This window comes from Nakamurella deserti (assembly GCF_003260015.1).
GTDB lineage: Bacteria > Actinomycetota > Actinomycetes > Mycobacteriales > Nakamurellaceae > Nakamurella > Nakamurella deserti.
The window spans coordinates 469,277-487,776 of the sequence record NZ_QCXS01000003.1 but is presented as its reverse complement, the minus strand read 5'-3'; the positions used below and the strand labels follow the sequence as shown (position 1 = coordinate 487,776).

The following is an 18,500-nucleotide window of genomic DNA, read 5'->3' as shown; positions in this document are numbered from 1 at the left end:
GAAGATAACGCCGGGGGATGGAGCCGGTCCGGCGTTCGGGACAACTGTGCCCGCCCCGACACCTCCCGGCGACGACGACGGCCGCCGCCCCGGGGTGCGGGACGGCGGCCGTCGGGGACGGGCGGGGACTACAGCTTCGGCCCGGGGACCGCCACCGGCAGCTTCTCGCCGCGGGACTGCAGCGACAGGGCCAGGAAGTACACGAACGCCAGGCTCAGGATCAGCGACGCCCAGATGCCGAAGCCCGGGCCGGCGCTGAACGACCCGCCGATCTCGTCGGCGCCGTCGAAGTTGCTGTAGGTGAAGATGTCGATCAGCGAGATCAGGTAGACGACCACCGCCACGATCGCGGCGTACAGCAGCCACAGCGGCTTGACCTCCCTGGTCAGCAGCCCGGTGAGCAGCTGGGTCGCCCGGATCGCGGTGATCACCAGGATCAGCAGCGGCGCGATCCACCAGAACCGGTTCCACCCGCCGATGCTGTCGTCCTGGGAGAGCGCCCCGAAGTCGAAGGAGAAGGAGTACCAGCCGAAGAAGCTGAAGATCAGCAACAGCAGGCCCAGGCCCAGGACGACCCAGTCGCCGGTGCGGACCTTGGAGACGTCGATCGGCGGCAGGCTCGGGGTGTTGCCCGACGAGCCGAAGCCGCCCGACTGCTGGGCGCCGCCGTAGCCGCCGGTCGCCGGCGGCCCGTACCCCTGTTGCGGCTGTCCGTAGCCCGGTTGCGGGGCGCCGTAGCCCTGCTGGGGCGGCTGGCCATAGCCCTGCTGCGGTTGCTGCGCAGACCCGTACCCCTGCTGCGGTTGGCCGGGGCCCTGCTGCGGTTGGCCGTAGCCCTGCTGCGGCTGGCCGTACGCCTGCTGCTGGGCGCCGTAGCCCTGCTGCGGGGGCTGGCCGTAGTGCTGTTGCGGTTGCTGCGCGGACCCGTACCCCTGCTGGGGAGCACCCTGACCCGGCTGCTGGCCGTACTGCGGTGCCGGCGGCGGGAACCCGGGGCTCGGCGCACCCTGGCCGTAACCGGGCTGGGTGTACTGCTGCGGATCGGTGCCGTAACCCTGCGGCGGCGGTCCGTAGCCCTGCGGGGGCGGTCCGTACCCGCCCGGAGCGGGCGGCGGGAAGCCGGTCGGCGTGGGGTCACCGGTCGGCGACTGACCGACCGGGGTCGATCCGGCCGCCTCGTGCTCCGATGGCCGACCCGCGGACGGGTGCTGTTCTTCCGGCGGGGGCTGGGTCACTGCATCCTCCAAGACGGGCGAGCGGGTGGTCGTGCGGTGTGATCCGTGGTCCGTGCGGGGTGCGCCATTGACAACGGTGCGAGGTGAGGGTAAGCCCCCGCCCGGCCCGAAGCGAGGAGGCTGCGGGCGCGGTGACCCGACGGAATCGCGGCGGGCGTGCCGGTGCCGGTGGACGACGGGTCGGGACCGTCGCCCACCGGCACCAGACAGAGGCACGGGACGGCCCGCTGATACCTCCGGGGTCCGGACGGACCCCGCGGATCAGCCGCCGGCGAACGGCGGCAACACGTCCAGCCGGGCACCCGACCGCAGCGGGGCGTCCAGCTCGTGCACGGCGATCTCGTCGAGCAGGTAGCTGCACCGCTGGAGCACGGTCGCGAACTCCGGCCCGAACCGGCGCACGCAGCTGTCCAGGACGCTGCGCACGGTGGCCGGCGCGGCCGCGTCCACGCGCTCCTCCTCGACCCCGGCGGCGGCGGCCGCCGCAGCGAAGTAGCGCACGGTCAGCGTGACCGTGTCGTCGGATCCGGTCATCCGGTCATCCTCCGATCGCCGACATCGGCCGGTCCGGTTGCAGGAAGGACGGGTCGTTGATGCCGTGTCCCGGGAGCTTCACCCACATCCCGCCGCGCCACACGTCGGCGATCGCGGCGTCGTCGGCCCCGCCGCGCAACAGCGCCCGCAGGTCGGTCTCGGTGGCGGAGAACAGGCAGTTGCGGATCTGCCCGTCGGCGGTCAGCCGGGTGCGGTCGCAGTCGCCGCAGAACGGCCGCGTCACCGAGGCGATCACCCCGACCTGACCGGTGGTGCCGTCCGCGGCGAGGACGTCGAACAGTTCGGCGGGGGCGCCGTCGCGCGGTGCCGCGTGCGGGCTCAGTGTGAACACCGCCGACAGTCGCTCCAGGATCTCCGCCGCGGTCACCATCGTGGTGCGGTCCCAGCCGTGCTGGGCGTCCAGCGGCATCTGCTCGATGAACCGCAGCTGGTACCCGTGCCGCAGGGCGAACGCCACCAGCTCGGGGGCCTCGTGGTCGTTGACGCCGCGCATCAGCACGGTGTTGATCTTGACCGGGGTGAGCCCGGCGGCCGCGGCGGCGGCCAGTCCGTCGATGACGTCGCCGAAGCGGTCACGGCGGGTGAGCCGCGCGAACACCGCGGGGTCCATGGTGTCCAGCGAGACGTTGATGCGGTCCAGCCCGGCGGCGGCGAGCGCCGGCGCCTTGCGGACCAGCCCGAGGGCGTTGGTGGTCAGCGACTGACGTGGGCGGCGGGGGAGGGCGGCCACCCGGCCGATCAGGTCGACGATGCCGCGGCGCAGCAGGGGCTCGCCGCCGGTGAAGCGCACCTCGTCGATGCCCAGGTCCTCGGTCCCGATGCGGATGAGCCGCAGCAGCTCGTCGTCGGTGAGCAGCTCGTCCGACGGCATCCAGTCCAGGCCCTCCGCGGGCATGCAGTAGGTGCAGCGCAGGTTGCAGCGGTCGGTCAGGGACACCCGCAGATCCGTGGCGGCGCGGCCGAACCGGTCGATCAGGCCGGGCAGGGCCGGGCGGTCGGCGGTGCCGGCGGCGTCACCGCCGGCCGGCCCGGGACGCGCCGGTCCCAGGCGCGGCAGGCCCAGCGGCACGGACGTCATACGACTCAGCGTAACGGCGGTGTACCGCGGCGGAGTCGTGACTGCCGACTGCGGGCCGACCGCGCCTCCGGACCGGGCGCGGTGGGCGCCGCGTGCGACGGGTCCGCGCCGCACCCCGCCGCAAAGCGCGCTAGCGTGGCAGTGGTGTGGACCGACCAGGACCGCGGGCGCAGCTTCGACCGGGTGGACCGGGCCATGGCCGCGCTGCCCGGCACCAGGGTGCAGCCCCGGGGCACACACCTCCGGCTGACCGTGCGGGACAAGGGGTTCGGGTACGCGATGGCGGATCACCACGGCGACGGGCGGCTCGCGCTCACCGGCCGTCGCGGCCGGGGTGCGCCGCCGGCGTCGACCGCCGGCGAACCCGGGCGGCCCTCCGTCCCCGCCCACCCCCGCGACGGCCGGATCGGCGTCCGCCCGGACGACGTGCATGCCCCCGACCGGCCGGGTGTCGACCGTCCGCGGCGCCAGGCCCGGGAGTCGATCGCACCGCGCATCCCGCTCCGGGAGTTCCTCACCGATGGCTGACCCGACCTACGACGCCGTCGGACCCGAGCTCGTCGCCGAACTGACCGACTTCACCTTCGCCCTGCGGTTGGCCGGCGTGGCCGTCACCATCGACGGTTCGATGGCGTTCCTGCGGACGGTGGCCGGGCTCGATTCCCACGACCACGTCCAGCTGTACTGGGCGGGGCGCAAGACGCTCTGCGAGGGTCCCGCCGACTTCGACATCTTCGACGAGACGTTCAACTGGTTCTTCCGCCGTGAGGTGCCGCTGCGTCCGGTCAAGCCGGTCGGCCGCCGCTCCGTGGTCCGGCTGGTGACCGCGGACGACATCGCGCCCGGCGACGCCCACCACCGGCCGCCGGCGCACCTGGACCACGATCTCGACGGCCTGCTCGACGGGCGGGCCGGCGAACCCGAGCTGATCCCGCACGACGCCGTGGGCCAGCTGCCCGAGGACGAGCTGGCCGAGCTGACCGCCCTCGTGCGGCTGCTCGATCCGGCGCCGACCAGTCGCCGGCGGACCGCGGCGGACGCCGGGCGCTCGCTCAAGGCGGTACTGCGCAGTGCCGGGCAGGACGGGCTGGGGCTGCGGCTGGGTACCCGGCCGCGCACGCTGATCGTGCTGGTCGACGTCTCCGACACGATGGCCGAGCACGCGGAGCCGGTGCTCCGTTTCGCCCACACCGCCCGCCGTGCGCTGGGCGCCGGTTGCGAGGTGCACACCATCGGTCATCCGACCCTGAGTCTGTCGGCCGCCCTGGACACCCCCGACCCGGACGACGCGCTGGCCGTGGCGGCCGAGCTGGTCCCCGGCTGGACCGGCAGCGCCCCGCTGGGACAGGCCCTGTGGGCGTTCCTGGACGACCAGGCGCGCCGCCGGCTGACCCGCGGCGCCGTGGTGGTCGTGGTCTCCGACGGCTGTGACCGCGGTAGCTCGCAGCTGCTCATCGAACAGGCCCGCCGCCTCAGCCGTACCAGCCGGTCGTTCCTGTGGATCAACCCGCATCCCGCCGTGGACGGCCGGGCGCCCGCGTCGCGCGGCCTGCTCGCCGTCCGGCCGTTCTGCGACCAGTTGTTCGCCGGACAGGCGCTGACCGCGCTCGGGGAGCTGATGGACGTTCCGCGCGATGCGTGAGGCGATGCCCGAGCTGCACCGCTGGTGGGCGCAGGGGGACCGGGCCGGGATGGCCACCGTGGTGCGCACCTACGCGTCCGCACCACGGCCGCCCGGGGCGACCATGCTGGTCGGCCCGGACGGCGCGGCCGTCGGGTCGGTGTCCGGCGGGTGCGTGGAGGGTGCGGTCTACGAGCTCGCCACCGCCGTCCGGGACGGCGCCCCGCCGGAGCTGCAGCGGTACGGCATCTCCGACGAGCTGGCCGCGAGCGTGGGGATCACCTGCGGGGGCGTCGTGGACGTGTTCGTGGAGCCGGTGGACCGGACGTCGTTCCCCGAGCTCGGGATGCTGGTCGCCGCGGTCGAGGCCGGGGAGCCGGTGGCGCTGGCCACCGTGATCGGTGGCGACCGGGCCGGCCGGCATCTGCTGGTGTTCGGTGAGACGCCAGGCGAGGCCCGTCGGCGGGCGGGTGGACTCGGGTCCGCGCGGCTCGACGACGCCGTCACCGACGACGCGCTGGGGTTGCTGACCGCCGGCCGCTCGGACGTGCTGCGGTACGGCCCCGACGGTGAACGCCGTGGTGATGGGCTCGAGGTGGTCGTCGACTCCTTCGCCCCGCCGCCCCGGATGATCGTGTTCGGGGCCATCGACTTCGCCGCTGCCGTCGCCGAGGTCGGCCGGTTCCTCGGGTACCGGGTGACCGTGTGCGACGCCCGCCCGGTGTTCGCCACCGCCCGGCGCTTCCCCGGGGTGGACGAGGTCGTCGTCGACTGGCCGCACCGCTATCTGGCCGGTCAGGCCGCCGCCGGCGCGCTGGACGAGCGGACGGTGGTGTGCGTGCTCACCCACGACCCGAAGTTCGACGTCCCGCTGCTGGAGGTGGCTCTGCGACTGCCGATCGGCTACGTCGGGGCGATGGGTTCCCGCCAGACGCACCTGGACCGGCTCGACAAGCTCCGCGCCGCGGGGGTCACCGCGGCCGAGCTCGCCCGGCTGTCGTCCCCGATCGGTTTGGACCTCGGGGCGAGAACCCCGGCGGAAACCGCGATCTCGGTGGCCGCGGAGATCATCGCCCGGCAGTGGCACGGCCGCGGTCGCCCCCTGTCGGAGCTGACCGGGCCGATCCACCACGCCCGGCTGGGGTTGCCGGCTCAGACCGACGCGTCGGCGCCCAACAGCTCGTCGAGCCGCTCGTAACCCTCGACGATCCCGTACTCCATGCCGGAGGCCACCGCCATGTCGCGGGCTTCCACCGTCGGGTAGACCTCGTGCACGGTGAGCCGGGTCCGGCCGTCGTGCTCGCTGAAGGCGGCGGTGCTGATCACCACGTTGTCGGGAGCACCGTCGAACTCGAAGGTCTGCACGATCAACTCGTCGGAGCGCACGGTGTGGAAGACGCCGCGGAATCCGTAGGCCCCGTCGGCGTTGCGGTGCACGTACTGCCAGCGCCCGCCGGTGATCGCCTCGAACTCCAGGACCTCCATCTCGAGGCCTCGCGGTCCGACCCACTGGCGGTACAGGTCCGGATCGGTGTGCGCGCGGAAGACGGCGGCGGCCGGGGCGTCGAACTCCCGGACGATGTCGATGTACGGGGTGCCGGGCGCGGCGGTGATGGTGGTGCTCATGATGGCTCCTCCTCGGAGTCGGTGGGGGATGGTGCCGGGGTGGGTGTCGCGGTGGTGCCGCCGAGCAGGGCGTCGAGGCGCCGGAAGCGGTCCTCGGTGACCAGCCGGTAGCGGTCGATCCAGGCGGTGAGGCGTTCCAGGGCCGCCGGGTCCAGGTGCACCGGGCGGCGCTGCGCGTCCCGGGTCCGGGTGACCAGGCCCGCTCCCTCCAGCACCTGGATGTGCTGCGAGACGGCCTGGGTGCTGATGGGGAACGGTTCGGCGAGCTCGGTGACGGTGGCCGGGCCCAGGGACAACCGGGCGATGATCGCCCGGCGCACCGGATCGGCCAGGGCCAGGAACGCCCGGTTCAGCGCGGTCTCGTCGGCCGGGGTGGGGGAATCGTCGATGGGCACCTCCTGGGTGGCCGCTCGCTGATCGGCTGCTCGACAACCAACTGCTTTATCAAGCTAATGCTTGATTAAGGATGCCTCCTCGACGGGCCGGCCGTCAAGGGCGTCCCGATCTCGACCTGACCGGGTCGCAGTGCCCGTGGTCGACGAGCCGGTCGATCGCGGCACGCGGGGGACGATCGACGGCCGACGACGGGGTCCGCCCCGGTGCGCCGCCCCGGCCGACCGCATCCGGCGGCAGATCTTCGACCGGTGAGGGACGGCGAGGGGACGGTCGGCGTACCCGGCGTACCCGGCGTACCCGGCGTACCCGGCGTACCCGGCGCAGGCGGCGCAGGCAGCGCACCTGCGTGCGGGCGGGTACCTCGGGCTGTCGATGGTCGGTCGTCCGGACCCGCAGTGGTCGCCCCGGGCGTGAACCCGCCGTCGTCCGAGGTGGTGGAGAGTCGGCCGTCGGCTGCGAGCTCACCCGGGACCTCCCCGATGTCGGGCGACACCCCGCCGGGCCTGACGATCGGGTGGGTGCCGAGGGAGAGGGCACCCGGCCGGAACTCCGCCAGGGACGTTCCCATGCCGCGGCACGGGTGCCGTGGGGCGGAACCGGTCGTTCCGCACGCCGGCCGGGCTGCCGGCGACACCGGCGAGGTCCGCACCGGAAACGCCGCCGGCTGACTCCGTGGCGGCGCGAGGACGTCACGTCCGGCGCCGCACCGGCCTCAGCCCAGGGCCGGGACGACCTCGGCGGCGAACAGATCCATACCGGACGTGTCGTAGGCCGCCTCGGCGAAATAGGTGATGGCGTACGTCATCCCGGCCTTCTCGAGGGTGCGGAGGTTCTCCACGATCTGTTCCGGGGTGCCCACCGCGGGCATGCCCCGGAAGCCGTCGACCGTCTCCTGCACCTTCGCGGGCGACAGCGTGCCGGCGAGCCGCTCGGCCAGCTGGGTCAGGCGGTCCTCCACCTCGGCCTCGGTGCGGCCGATGACGACGTTGTAGTTGGCCGAGCGGGTGATCGCGTCGAAATCGGTGCCCGCGTCGGCACAGTGGGACCGGAGGATGTCCGACTTGGCGGTGAAGGTGTCGAGCGTGCCGTCGAAGTTGGTGTACTGCGCGTACTTCGCCGAGATCTTCAGCGTCACCTTCTCGCCGCCGCCGGCGATCCACAACGGGATGCCGTTCTCCTGCAACGGGAGTGGGTAGCAACGGGCGTCGTCGACCTGGTAGTGCCGGCCGTCCAGGCTGGCCCGTCCGGTGGTCCAGGCCTGCCGCATGATCTGCACACCCTCGTCCAGCCGGCGCAGCCGTTCGCCGGCGGACGGGAAGCCGTAGCCGTACGCCCGCCACTCGTGCTCGTACCAGCCGCCGCCGATGCCCATCTCGACCCGGCCGCCCGAGACGAGGTCGCAGGTGGCGGCGACCTTGGCCAGGTACATCGGGTTGCGGTAGGCCATGCAGGTGCACATCTGACCGAGGCGGATGCGGTCGGTGACCGCGCCGAAGGCGGCCATCAGCGTCCAGGCCTCGTGGGTGGCCTCCTCGGTGGGCTCGGGCACCGTGTGAAAGTGGTCGTAGACCCACAACGACTCCCAGGGACCGGCGTCGGCGTGCTGCGCCAGCCGTCGCATGGTGGCCCACTGCTCGGCCGGGTCGATGCCGACCAGGTCCAGACGCCAGCCCTGCGGGATGAACACACCGAATCGCATCGTCACGGCTGCCACCGTAGTGCCTTCCCTCACAGCGGTGACAGGGCTGCTCCTCAGGACGAACGGGGACCATGGAGGGAGGTCCGTCGACGCGGCGGTCCGGGAGCGGAGTGCACATGCGGTGGCGGGCCCTGATGCTGACGGCGGCGATCCTGACGGGTCTGACCGTGTCGACGGGGACCGCCTCGGCCGCCCCCGTCGACGACGCCATCGCCGCGGCCGTGGCGCAGGCCGATCAGTACGGCGTCACGAGCTACCTCACCGTGGTCGACCGGGCCACCGGTGAGGTGGCCGGCGAGACCGGGAACGCCCACGTCCAGGTCGCCTCCGAGTCGGTGATGAAGCTGTTCCTGGCCTCCTACTACGCCACCGAGGCGGGCGGTGCGGACCTGCTGTCGGAGAGCCGGCGCGCCTCGCTGGAGGAGATGATCGAGTACTCCGACGACGACATCGCCTCGGCGCTGTTCACCGAGGACGCCATCCCGTCGCAGGCGCAGCGGTACGGGCTCACCGAGACCGCCAACGCCGACAACCCCGGTGAGTGGGGTGCGGCGCGGATCACCGCCCACGACACCGCCCTGTTCCTGTACCGGATGAGCAGCGACCCGCAGGTCGGCCCGTGGCTGATGACGGTGATGGCCCGGACCGCGCCGAACGGCCACGACGGTTTCGACCAGTTCTGGGGGTTCAACGCCCTCGACGGCGACCACGGCTCGAAACAGGGCTGGGGAAGCGAGAACTGGACCGCCCAGCGCAACGCCGTGCACTCCGTGGGCTTCACCGACCGCTGGTTCGCCGCGGTGCTGCAGACCGGCGGCTCGGGCACCTACTACACGATGCACGACACCGCGACGGCGTCCGCGCGGCTCATCCAGGACGCCCAGCGGGCCTCGCTCGCTCCCGTGGGACGGCTGGAGGCCGTGGCGGTGGACGCGGCCACCGCCACGGCGACCGCCACCGGCTGGTCGTTCGACCCGACCGACGCGGCCGCCCGGATCGCCGTCGACGTGACCACCACGGCACCCGACGGCACCGCTACCACCACCCGCACGACCGCGGCCGTCGACCGGCCGGACGTCGCCTTCACCACCGGCGCCCCGGGCGGTCACGGCTTCAGCGTCGCCGTTCCGGTCAGCGCCCCCGGGCAGTACTCGGTGTGCGCGACCGGCATCGACGGCGGGGACTCCCCGGACACCCCGCTGGGCTGTCAGTCCTACGAGGTCGCCGTCCCGGTCGCGGCCCCGACCACCACCGGCTGGAGCTGGGCGGGCCTGGTGCCACGGCTGTCCGGCCCGGTCGACGCGGCGCTGGCGGCGTGGGTCTGACCACGATCGCCCGGTCCGCCGGCTTCGATGGGCGATCATGGGAGGTGTGACCGACGCATCGACGACCCGCCCCACCGACACCCTCGCCCCGTGGTCCTACCTGATGGACATGGACGGCGTCCTGGTCCGGGAGGAGCACGCCATCCCGGGAGCCGGGGAGTTCATCGCCGAGCTCACCGCCAACGGCATCAACTTCGTGGTCGTCACCAACAATCCGCTCTACACCCGGCGGGACCTGCGGGCCCGGCTGCTGGCCGGTGGCCTGGACGTCCCCGAGGACCGCATCTGGACGTCGGCCCTGGCCACCGCGCAGTTCCTGCACACCCAGCGCCCGGACGGCACCGCGTACGTCATCGGCGAGTCGGGGCTGACCACCGCACTGCACGAGGTCGGCTACATCCTCACCGAGCGCGACCCCGACTACGTGGTGCTCGGGGAGACCCGCAACTACTCCTTCGAGCAGATCACCACGGCGATCCGGCTGATCCTCGGCGGGGCGCGGTTCGTCGCCACCCACCCCGACGCCACCGGCCCGAGCCCGTACGGCGTGCTGCCGTCGGTCGGCTCGATCGCCGCGCTCATCGAGACCGCCACCCAACGGCGGCCCTATTTCGTGGGCAAACCCAACCCGCTGATGATGCGGTCGGCGCTGCGGGCCATCGGCGCGCACTCGGAGAACACGGTGATGATCGGTGACCGGATGGACACCGACATCGTCGCGGGCATGGAGGCCGGGCTGCAGACCATCCTGGTGCTCACCGGCATCTCCACCCCGACGAGCATCGGGCTGTACCCGTACCGGCCGCGGCTGGTGCTGGACTCCGTCGCCGATCTCATCGGCCGGACCGGCGATCCGTTCGGGGCCCGCACCGTCGCCTGACGCGGCGACGCACGCGCACCGTGACGGCGTCGCGCGTGCCCACGGGCGACCCGGCCGTGGTCGACCGTCGACCGGCGGCGGCGGTCACCGGGACGCCCGGTGCAACGGAGCGACGCGGATCGCCGCGGTGAGGTCGCCACCGGCGCTGCGCGCCGCCCGCACCGCGCTCACCCGCAGGCCGATCCGGGTCACCTCCGAGGCCGATCGTGCGCCGGCGGTGACCGCACCCACGGCGCCCGGACGCGCCGGCACGACGGCGGCCGGGTGGGCGCCGGGAATCGGGTCAGCGGCGGGGGCCGGGTCGGCGGCGGGGGCCGGGTCGACGGTGGTCACGGCGGCCGGCTGCGGGGTGCCGTCGACGTGGACGCTGACGGCGTCCAGTGGGTTGTCCGCGAGCAGCAGCAGCACGGCTGCCGCGATTACGGCGACGACATGGGCCAGGAGCGACAGCAGGTTGCGCACCCGGGTCGCGGTGGCCGTCGTGGTGCCGGCGGGCCGGGTCGGAGCGGGGGCGGTCGGGAACGACAGGACACAGGCGGCGGGGTGGGCCGGATCCGTCCAGATCGGAGCTGCGGTGGTCATGGTTCCACCGTCGCCGTCCGGCGGCCGGAGCGGATCGGGGTCCGCGCCCCGACCCCTACCCCAACGTTTCCCGGCACGGCACCCCTACGGGGGCGGGGCGACCGGTCAGCGCAGGGCGGCGCCCATCGCCGTGGGCAGTTCCCGTCGGGAGCCGATGCCGAGCTTGCCGTAGGTCCGGGACAGGTGGATCTCCACGGTCTTCAGCGTCACCCACAGGGTCTCGGCGATCTGGCGGTTGGTCAGGCCCTCCACCGCCAGGTCGGCGACCCGGCGCTCGGCGGCGGTGAGGGCCAGCGTGCCGCTGACGTGGCTGCGTCGTGGCCGGACCCCCGCGGCCTCCAAAGCCGTCCGGCTGTGCCGGGCGAGCCGGGTCGACTCGGTGCGGGCGGCGGCGTCCAGCGCGAGCCGCAACGGCTCCCGCGCGGCGGCCCGGTCGGTCCGCAGCAGCAGCGCCCCGAGGTCGTGCAGCGCCCACCCGTGGTCGAGCCGGTAGGGCGACCGGCCGAGGACGTCGACGGCGGCCCGCAGAGTGGGCACCGCCCGGTCCGGCGGCTGCGCCATCGCCCGGGCCCGCAAGGCCATCCCGAGCGGCCCCTCGAGTCCGGCCGCGTCGGCGACGGCGACGGCCCGGTCGGCGAGCTCGAGCGCCTCTTCGCGGCGTCCGGTCGCGGCGAGCAACTCGGCCAGCCGCAGCGCCGAGCGCGTGAAGTGCGGTGCCACCCATCCCCGCCGGTCGTCGAAGGCCACCGACCGACGCAGATCGGCCTCGGCGTCGGCGACCCGGCCGAGCAGGTAACGGCTGTACCCGCGGACGGTGAGGATGAAGGGCTCCATGAACGTCTCGGCCGCGGGCCCGAGGTCCAGATGGGCCTCCGCCTCGGCCACCCGGTCCAGGTGCACCAGGTTCTCCGACACGATCGCCGCCACCACCGGGATGGTGAGGAGGTAGCCCAGCTCACGGCACTGCTCCAGGCACAGCTGGCCGCGCGCCGCGCCGGTGGCGACCGAGCCGAAGTCGCGGTGCCAGTAGCCGAACGACTGGTCCACGAAGAAGCGCGACGCGGACAGGCCGTGCCGGGCGATGTGGGCCTCGCCGTCCTGCAGGACCTGCCGGGTGCGCTCGGGTGCCTCGGCGAAGCGCAGGGCATGGGTGAGCAGGTTCCAGGTGGAGTTGCCCGGCCCGATGGCGTCCAGCAACCGGTTCCCGGCCAGTGCCCGCTCGGCGAGGTCGCGCACCTCCGCCCGCGGCCGGCCGGCACCCGCGGCGGCCAGGGCCAGGTTGACCAGCATCACCGGCGACGGGTCGGGGTCGGCGCGCCCGGCGGCGAAGGCCGCCTCGCGCTCGGCGGCGAACGCGTCCGGGAAGATCAGCGCCTCCAGCGTGAACGCCTCGAGCCGCAGCGCGAGCACCGGGTCGGTGGCCTGCTCCAGACCCAGCCGGACCTGGGCCAGCGCGGCCACCGGGTCGTTGTGCACCAGCTCGTTGCCCAGTGCCGCCCGGGCGCGGGCGGCGTCGTTCCCGGGGGGCAGCAGCGTCAGGGCCTCCCGTAGCCGGGCGGCACCTCCGGGCAGCTGCCCGCGGACCTCCAGCTCACCCAGCTCGAGCAGCACCCGGCCGCGTCGCTCCGCGGACGGCGGTTCGGCCAGGGCGCGGCGCAGATGGGCGACGGCGGTCTCGGGGGCGTCGTCGGCGACGGCTGCGGCGGCGGCGGCCAGCAGGTCCGTGACGGCCTGCGGATCGCCCGCCGGGTCGATGGCCGTCCAGTGCAGCGCGACCTCGGCCGGCCGGGCTCCCTGCGCGCGCAGTCGGTCCGCCGCGGCCCGGTGCAGCCGCGATCGCACACCCGGCGGGCAGGCCTCGAGCACGGCCGCCTCGACCAGCGGGTGCACGAAACTGCGGCTGCCGGGGCGCAGCACGGCCGCCGCCCCCAGCCGTTCCACCGCCGCGGCGACGGTCCCGGTGGTCAGACCGGTCAGCGCGGCGATGTCGTCGACGGTGCCCCGGGGGCCGGCCACGGCCACGGCCCGGGCGACCGCCTCGGCCTCGGCGCCCAGCGGCTGCAACCGCCGCCGCACCGCCGGCGCCACACCGGGCGCACCCAGGCCGGTGAGCCGCGCGCCCTCGTCGTCGGTACCCGCCAGCCGCAGTGACGCGGCCTCCCGGGCCAGCAGCGACACCAGCAGCGGGCTGCCGCCGGTCGCCTCCCAGGCGGCGCGGACGAACCCCGGCTCCGGGGTGGTGCCGATGGCCCCGCCGACCACCTCGCCGACGGCGTCGATCTCCAGCGGGGCGGGGCTCAACGTCCGGGCCGACGGGCCGTGGGCGATCTCGGTGAGCAGTTCCGCGGGCGCGTCGGGCTCGGCGGTGCGCACCGTCGCCACCAGGGTCACCGGCAGCCCGTCGAGCCGGCGGCCGAGGTACTCCAGGAACCGCAGGCTGGGCAGGTCCGCCCACTGCAGGTCGTCGACCAGCATCAACAGCGGGCGGTCGCCGGTCAGGTTGACGGTCAGCCAGTACAGACCGTGCTGGATGGCGTAGGCCGGCTCGTCGGCCGCGTCCCCGCCGGCGAACAGGGTGGCCGCCCGACCGGCGGCGCCGCTGAGCAGCGCGTCCCGGCGCGGCCGGTCGACGCCGGCGAGCGCGGGCTCGAACAGCTGGTGCACGACGCCGTGCGCGAAGGCCCGGTCCAGCGCGGAGGCGCGCGCGGTGAGCACCCGGACCCCGCGGGTGCCCGCCTCGTCGCGCACGTAGTCCAGCAACGCGGTCTTGCCGATACCGGCCGGGCCCTGCAGGACGACGACCCGTCCCTCGCCGCGGGTGGCGTCCGACAGGGCCGCGTCCAACTCCGCCGTCTCGTCGGTGCGGGAGAGGAGGAAGGCAGCCACCCGAACAGCGTAAACAAACCCGTCCGAAGGCCCCGCCAGGGGGGAAGCGCCTGGAACGGGTGACTGCCGGCCACGGTCGTGTGCAGGTCCGGGGCGGCCCAGTCACGAATCGATCACCGTACGGCCTCGACCCCGCTTTCTGGCGGGTCCTCCCGGTCGGCCGGGTTATCGTCGCGCGGTGAGTTTCACCGTCGGCTTCGACCTCGACATGACGCTGATCGACCCGCGTGCGGGTCTGGTCACGCTGTTCGACATCCTGGCGGCGGAGTCGGGTGTGCCGCTGGACGGTGTGGCCTTCGGCAACCGGCTGGGCCCGCCCCTGGAGCAGGAGTTCGCGCGCTACGGCCTGGACATGCGGACCACCGCGGCCCTGGTGGCCCGGTTCCGCGAGCTCTACCAGGAGACCGTCATCCCGGTCACGGTGGCGCTGCCCGGGGCGATGGAGGCCCTGCAATCGGTCGCCGAACGCGGCGGCGACGTCGTCGTGGTCACCGGGAAGTACGGCCCGAACGCGGTCGCCCACCTGCAGGCGCTGCGCGCCGACGTCAGCGCCGTCGTCGGACAGCTGTGGGCGGGCGGCAAGGCCGTGGCGCTGCGCGAACACCGGGCGGAGGTCTACGTCGGCGACCACACCGGCGACGTGGTGGCCGCGCGGGAGGCGGACGCGATGGCGGTGGCGGTGGCGACCGGCCCCATTCCGCTGGAGGCGCTCGCCGAGGCCGGCGCCGACGTGGTGCTGCGCGACCTCACCGAGTTCCCGGCGTGGCTGGACTCCTACCTGATGGCCACCGTCCACTGATCCGCGGTCGGCGGCCCGCGCCGCCGGGCGGCGACGTCAGACGGTGGGAGTGTCCCGGCTGACCCGGGTCGCGCGGGCGCGGCCGTCGGCGCGGGCCTCCCGGAGCACCCCCACCAGGCCGACGCCGAGTCCCACCGGGGCCAGCATGCAGGTCACGTTGAGCCAGACCGGCAGGTTGCGGGAGCCGGAGGCGAACAGCACGAGGTCGGCCACGATCGCCAGCAGACCGATCGCGAACAGCACCATCCCGACCTTCGCCCACGGCGCGGCGCGGCGACGCGACGCTCTGCTCGGACCCGTGCCGGGATCCGGGGTGGCCGCATCGGACGGGTCGGCTGCATTCACGACCGCCCACCCTAATCGGTGTGGCCGGGTTTTCGCGGACGGTTACTCTGGAACGTCGTGGGTTTGGTTGACCGACCCCGGCGGGTCCGCCCGCTTCGTCGCGATGTGAGAACAGGTGAGTACCGTGCCAAGCGGTCGAGTGAAGTGGTATGACGCGGACAAGGGCTTCGGCTTCGTGTCCCAGGAGAACGGCGACGACGTCCACGTCCGCGCCTCGGCGTTGCCGTCCGGCGTCCAGACCCTGAAGTCGGGGCAGCGGGTCGAGTTCAGCGTCGCCGAGGGCCGGCGCGGGCCCCAGGCCATGCAGCTGTGGCTGGTCGAGGCCCCGCCGTCGGTCGCGGTCAACGTCGCCGCGGCCAACCGACGTTCGCCCGACGAGCTGCACGGGCTGCTGGAGGACGTCATCAAGCTGATCGACGCCAAGATCCTGCCCGAGCTGAGCCGGGGTCGCTACCCCGACCGCGCGCTGGGCAAGCGGACCGGTGACGTGCTGCGGGCGATCGCGTCGGAGCTCGACCTGGGCAGCTGAGCTCCGGAGTCCCACCGCGGGGCGGATCCCTCCCGACCGGGAGGGATCCGCCCCGTTGTCGTGGGCGGTGACGTGGAGGCCGTCCAGGTGGGTCAGTCCTCGGTGACCGCACCGACCGTCTCGCCGACCTCGTCGGCGTCGACGTGCTGCGCGATGTCGGCCTCGCTGATGATCCCGACCAGGCGCATCCCGTCGATGACGGGTAGCCGTCGGACCTGGTGCTCGGCCATGGTCGCGAGCGCCTCCTCGACCGGGTCGTCGGCGCCGATGGTCACCGGCTTGCCCTGCCCGAAGCTGCCGGCCGGCGTCGACGACGGGTCCCCGCCGTCGGCGATGCAGCGGACCACGATGTCGCGGTCGGTGATCATCCCCGTGAGGCGACCGTCGTCGCCGCAGATGGGAAGCGCACCCACGTCCAGGTCACGCATCTTCCGCGCGACCTCGACGAGGTTGTCGGACTCACCGGCACATTCCGGTGACCCGGTCATGATGTCCCGTGCTCGCAGTGGCATGACGCCGCCTCTCTGCTGCCGCCGGCGGTCCCACCGTCCGGCGTCGCCGGCGTTCCCCGTGATCCGATCGAAGGCCGACACCGGGAAGGATGCCCGCGGGCTGCGCTGCGGTAACGGTGGCCGGCCCGGTGGGCGGGCCGGACAAGGCCGGGTCAGGCCGGATCGGCCTGCAGCCGCCACAGGGACAGCGGGGCGTACTCCGGTTCGGCGTTGTCGCCGGCGACGAGGGTCAGCACCTGCAGGTCGACCTGGGCGATCTGCTTGCCGTCGGCGGGCCGGATGACGTAGCTGAGGGTGTGCCCGTCGGTGTTGACCGGGCTCCGCTCGGAGGTCTGGGTCTCGGCACTGTCGGTGTAGTTCCACACCAGCACCCACGGCTGCTCGGCGACCTCGCTCGGGATGTTGACCTGGACGAAGTCGCCGGGCTCCAGCGACAACCGGGCGGCGGGTCCGTCGGTCTCGGTGCAGGTCGGAGCGGCCTCGGCGGTGAGCTCGCAGTAGACCGTCGGTCCGGCGTTGGTGGAGCTGCCGTTGCCGTACCAGGTGATGGTCGGCGTCGGCTTGTCGCAGCCGGTGAGGGCCAGCCCGGCCAGCAGCGTGCCGGCGGCGAGGAGACCGCGCCGGCGACGGCTGCGGGAGGGGGCGGGGGTGGTGGTTCCGGTCATCTGCGTCGGCCGCTCTACTCGGGGATGGGTCATGGTGGTGTCGCCGGGGGCGCTCAACCGTCGCGCGGCCGGCGGGCGTCGCGGGCGCGGCGGCGTGGCGGGCGGGCCGGGGTGTCGACGGCGTCGGCCGGGACCGCGGTCGTGCGGGGGTCGGTACCGGCGGTCGGCGCCTCGGGTGCGTCGGCGGTGCCGCGTGCGCTGCGGCCGGTCCGCCGGCGCGGGAGCCGCACGCTGGGGAACAGCGACCGGCCGGACCGGGCCAGCCGGGTCTGCACCAGACCCAGCGCGACGAGCACCGTCGCGGTGCCGAACCCGATCGTGTAGACCGAGTCGTGGCCGAGGTCGAGCAGGCCACCGATGAGCAACCCGACCACGCCGCCGAACACCCAGCTCAGCTGAAGGGACGTCTCCGAGCGGCCGAACGCCGACGCCCGGCTCACCTCGGGCATGTCGCGCTGGATGACCGAGTCGAGGCACACCTTGGCCAGCGACGACGAGGTCGACCCGACGAAGCCCACGACGGTGGCCATCGCCAGGCCCGGCATCACCGCGGCGAACAGGATCGTGACCAGGGTGACGCACAGCCCGATGGTCGCGATCAGCTCCGGGTCACGGAGGGTGAGCTTGGCGCCCAGCGCGTTGCCGACGAAGCCGCCCGCGCCGGCCGCCGCACCCACGACGCCGAGCAGCATGAGCTTGTAGAAGCCCGTCTCGCCGGCGTACTCCTTCATCACCACGAAGGCGATGAACATGGCCAGGAATCCGGTCTCGATGCGGATCGCACTGTTGGCCCAGAGCGTGACGCGCACGTCGACGGTGAGCTGGGCCGGGGCGTTGCGGGTCGCCCGCGGGGTCAGGTGGACGGGGACCTCGCCCTCGGTGGACTCGACCCACGCCGGGATCCGCAGGCAGAGCCAGGCGCCGGCGAAGCCGAGCAGCGCGGTGAACACCAGCGCGCCGGGGGATCCGAGGAGCCAGGTGAGGCCGGCCGCGACGGCGCCCGCCGCGCCGCCGGCCACCAGGCCGAAGACGGTCAGCCGCGAGTTGGTGGCCACCAGGGTGATCTGCTCGGGCAGGACGCGGGGCGTCAGCGACGCCTTGAGCACGCCGAACGACTTGCTCAGCACCAGCGACCCGAGCGCGCAGGGGTAGAGCACCCAGCTCGCGTCGGCGCCGGAGAAGGTGAAGATCATCGGGATCGCCAGCAGACCCCGGCCGGCCATCGACAGCGCCAGGGCCAGCCGTCGGCCGGTCTGCAGCCGGTCCAGGAACGGTCCGATCAGCGGCGCGACCAGTGCGAACGGCGCGACCGTGATCAACAGGTAGAGCAGCACCCGGCCGGGGCCCTCCTCCGGCTTGACCAGGAAGAGGGTGTTGGCCAGTGCCACCGCCAGGGCCGCGTCGCAGGCGTAGTTGGCCATCTGCGCGTAGGTGAGATGGGCGAGCCCCGAACGGTCGGCACCGTCGGCGGTGGTCGCGCGGTGGAACATGTCCACCCCGCGCAGGGTGAGCTCCCGGCTGCGTGCCGCGGCGACCCGAGTCACGGTGATCTTGCGCAGCGGCCGGCCCGCTCGAGTGCGGGGCCCGGGGATGTCCGAGCCGGCGGCGGCGGTGGCCGCGGATCCGGCGAGCGGCTCCTGGTACGGCGGCAGGTGGGCGCCGCGGGGCGCGACGGTGCGGCCGGGATCGATCGGTCCGTACGCAGACGGCGGCGCGGAGGGGCCGGGTGGGTGACCGCCGGGTCCGTACCCGCCGGCGGGGGCGGGG

19 protein-coding genes are annotated in these 18,500 nt (G+C 73.9%); 7 read left to right on the top strand and 12 right to left on the bottom strand.

The genetic code is table 11. From position 1 onward, the window contains the following. Nucleotides 1-128: 128 nt before the first annotated feature. The 3 genes from DB033_RS21160 to moaA all read right to left on the bottom strand — a co-directional run bounded on the left by DB033_RS21160 (nt 129) and on the right by moaA (nt 2,868). Entirely contained in the window at nt 129-1,235 is a 1,107-nt protein-coding gene (locus tag DB033_RS21160) for a hypothetical protein (RefSeq protein ID WP_205843933.1), read from the bottom strand. Between the two features lie 261 nt (nt 1,236-1,496). Continuing rightward, entirely contained in the window at nt 1,497-1,769 is a 273-nt protein-coding gene (locus tag DB033_RS15460) for a MoaD/ThiS family protein (protein ID WP_111767815.1), read from the bottom strand. 4 nt (nt 1,770-1,773) lie between these two features. Continuing rightward, the gene (moaA, locus tag DB033_RS15455; protein ID WP_111767814.1) at nt 1,774-2,868 is read right to left on the bottom strand and encodes a GTP 3',8-cyclase MoaA; all 1,095 of its coding nucleotides are present in this window, start codon (nt 2,866-2,868) and stop codon (nt 1,774-1,776) included. A 135-nt stretch (nt 2,869-3,003) separates the two neighbouring features. On the opposite strand from moaA, the gene DB033_RS15450 reads away from it, so the two are divergent. The 3 genes from DB033_RS15450 to DB033_RS15440 are packed head-to-tail and all read left to right on the top strand — an operon-like array spanning nt 3,004 to nt 5,687. Beyond that, complete coding sequence (locus DB033_RS15450) at nt 3,004-3,396, top strand: hypothetical protein (protein ID WP_157970725.1); 393 nt, start codon at nt 3,004-3,006, stop codon at nt 3,394-3,396. Beyond that, nucleotides 3,389-4,510: a VWA domain-containing protein gene (locus DB033_RS15445; protein WP_157970724.1), complete on the top strand. Its 1,122-nt coding sequence runs from the start codon at nt 3,389-3,391 to the stop codon at nt 4,508-4,510. The genes DB033_RS15450 and DB033_RS15445 overlap by 8 nt, the downstream gene beginning before the upstream one ends. Continuing rightward, the gene (locus tag DB033_RS15440; protein ID WP_111767811.1) at nt 4,503-5,687 is read left to right on the top strand and encodes an XdhC family protein; all 1,185 of its coding nucleotides are present in this window, start codon (nt 4,503-4,505) and stop codon (nt 5,685-5,687) included. The genes DB033_RS15445 and DB033_RS15440 overlap by 8 nt, the downstream gene beginning before the upstream one ends. Here the strand turns inward: DB033_RS15440 and DB033_RS15435 are convergent. From DB033_RS15435 to DB033_RS15420, 3 genes are all read right to left on the bottom strand, one after another. Then, on the bottom strand, nt 5,642-6,115 hold the full coding sequence (locus DB033_RS15435) for an SRPBCC family protein (protein ID WP_111767810.1): 474 nt from the start codon (nt 6,113-6,115) through the stop codon (nt 5,642-5,644). The genes DB033_RS15440 and DB033_RS15435 overlap by 46 nt on opposite strands. Beyond that, nucleotides 6,112-6,510 (bottom strand): ArsR/SmtB family transcription factor, encoded by a 399-nt coding sequence (locus DB033_RS15430; protein WP_240615929.1) that lies wholly within the window; start codon nt 6,508-6,510, stop codon nt 6,112-6,114. The genes DB033_RS15435 and DB033_RS15430 overlap by 4 nt, the downstream gene beginning before the upstream one ends. Nucleotides 6,511-7,223: 713 nt before the next feature. Further along, a complete protein-coding gene (locus tag DB033_RS15420; protein WP_111768354.1) occupies nt 7,224-8,210 on the bottom strand; it encodes an LLM class F420-dependent oxidoreductase in 987 nt (328 codons plus the stop codon). Nucleotides 8,211-8,326: 116 nt separating this feature from the next. On the opposite strand from DB033_RS15420, the gene DB033_RS15415 reads away from it, so the two are divergent. Together DB033_RS15415 and DB033_RS15410 are read left to right on the top strand one after the other, a co-directional pair. Next, nucleotides 8,327-9,535, top strand: a complete 1,209-nt coding sequence (locus tag DB033_RS15415) for a hypothetical protein (RefSeq protein ID WP_111767808.1) — start codon at nt 8,327-8,329, stop codon at nt 9,533-9,535. Nucleotides 9,536-9,638: 103 nt separating this feature from the next. Next, nucleotides 9,639-10,415, top strand: a complete 777-nt coding sequence (locus tag DB033_RS15410; RefSeq protein ID WP_420814082.1) for an HAD-IIA family hydrolase — start codon at nt 9,639-9,641, stop codon at nt 10,413-10,415. 84 nt (nt 10,416-10,499) lie between these two features. Here the strand turns inward: DB033_RS15410 and DB033_RS15405 are convergent, their stop codons facing one another. Continuing rightward, entirely contained in the window at nt 10,500-10,997 is a 498-nt protein-coding gene (locus DB033_RS15405; RefSeq protein ID WP_111767806.1) for a hypothetical protein, read from the bottom strand. Between the two features lie 105 nt (nt 10,998-11,102). Continuing rightward, entirely contained in the window at nt 11,103-13,883 is a 2,781-nt protein-coding gene (locus DB033_RS15400; RefSeq protein ID WP_111767805.1) for an ATP-binding protein, read from the bottom strand. Between the two features lie 178 nt (nt 13,884-14,061). On the opposite strand from DB033_RS15400, the gene DB033_RS15395 reads away from it, so the two are divergent. Next, nucleotides 14,062-14,682 (top strand): HAD family hydrolase, encoded by a 621-nt coding sequence (locus DB033_RS15395; RefSeq protein WP_111767804.1) that lies wholly within the window; start codon nt 14,062-14,064, stop codon nt 14,680-14,682. Between the two features lie 36 nt (nt 14,683-14,718). On the opposite strand, the gene DB033_RS15390 is transcribed toward DB033_RS15395, so the two are convergent. Further along, nucleotides 14,719-15,027 (bottom strand): hypothetical protein, encoded by a 309-nt coding sequence (locus DB033_RS15390; RefSeq protein WP_240615927.1) that lies wholly within the window; start codon nt 15,025-15,027, stop codon nt 14,719-14,721. A gap of 124 nt (nt 15,028-15,151) precedes the next feature. On the opposite strand from DB033_RS15390, the gene DB033_RS21830 reads away from it, so the two are divergent. Continuing rightward, nucleotides 15,152-15,556 carry a cold-shock protein gene (locus DB033_RS21830; protein ID WP_111767802.1) on the top strand — a complete coding sequence of 135 codons (405 nt, stop codon included), beginning with the start codon at nt 15,152-15,154 and terminating at the stop codon, nt 15,554-15,556. A 92-nt stretch (nt 15,557-15,648) separates the two neighbouring features. On the opposite strand, the gene DB033_RS15380 is transcribed toward DB033_RS21830, so the two are convergent. The 3 genes from DB033_RS15380 to DB033_RS15370 all read right to left on the bottom strand — a co-directional run bounded on the left by DB033_RS15380 (nt 15,649) and on the right by DB033_RS15370 (nt 18,277). Then, a complete protein-coding gene (locus DB033_RS15380; protein ID WP_111768353.1) occupies nt 15,649-16,068 on the bottom strand; it encodes a CBS domain-containing protein in 420 nt (139 codons plus the stop codon). Nucleotides 16,069-16,220: 152 nt separating this feature from the next. Then, on the bottom strand, nt 16,221-16,733 hold the full coding sequence (locus tag DB033_RS15375; RefSeq protein WP_157970723.1) for a DUF2771 family protein: 513 nt from the start codon (nt 16,731-16,733) through the stop codon (nt 16,221-16,223). Nucleotides 16,734-16,786: 53 nt separating this feature from the next. Further along, a complete protein-coding gene (locus DB033_RS15370) occupies nt 16,787-18,277 on the bottom strand; it encodes an MFS transporter (protein WP_157970722.1) in 1,491 nt (496 codons plus the stop codon). Between the last annotated feature and the right edge of the window lie 223 nt (nt 18,278-18,500).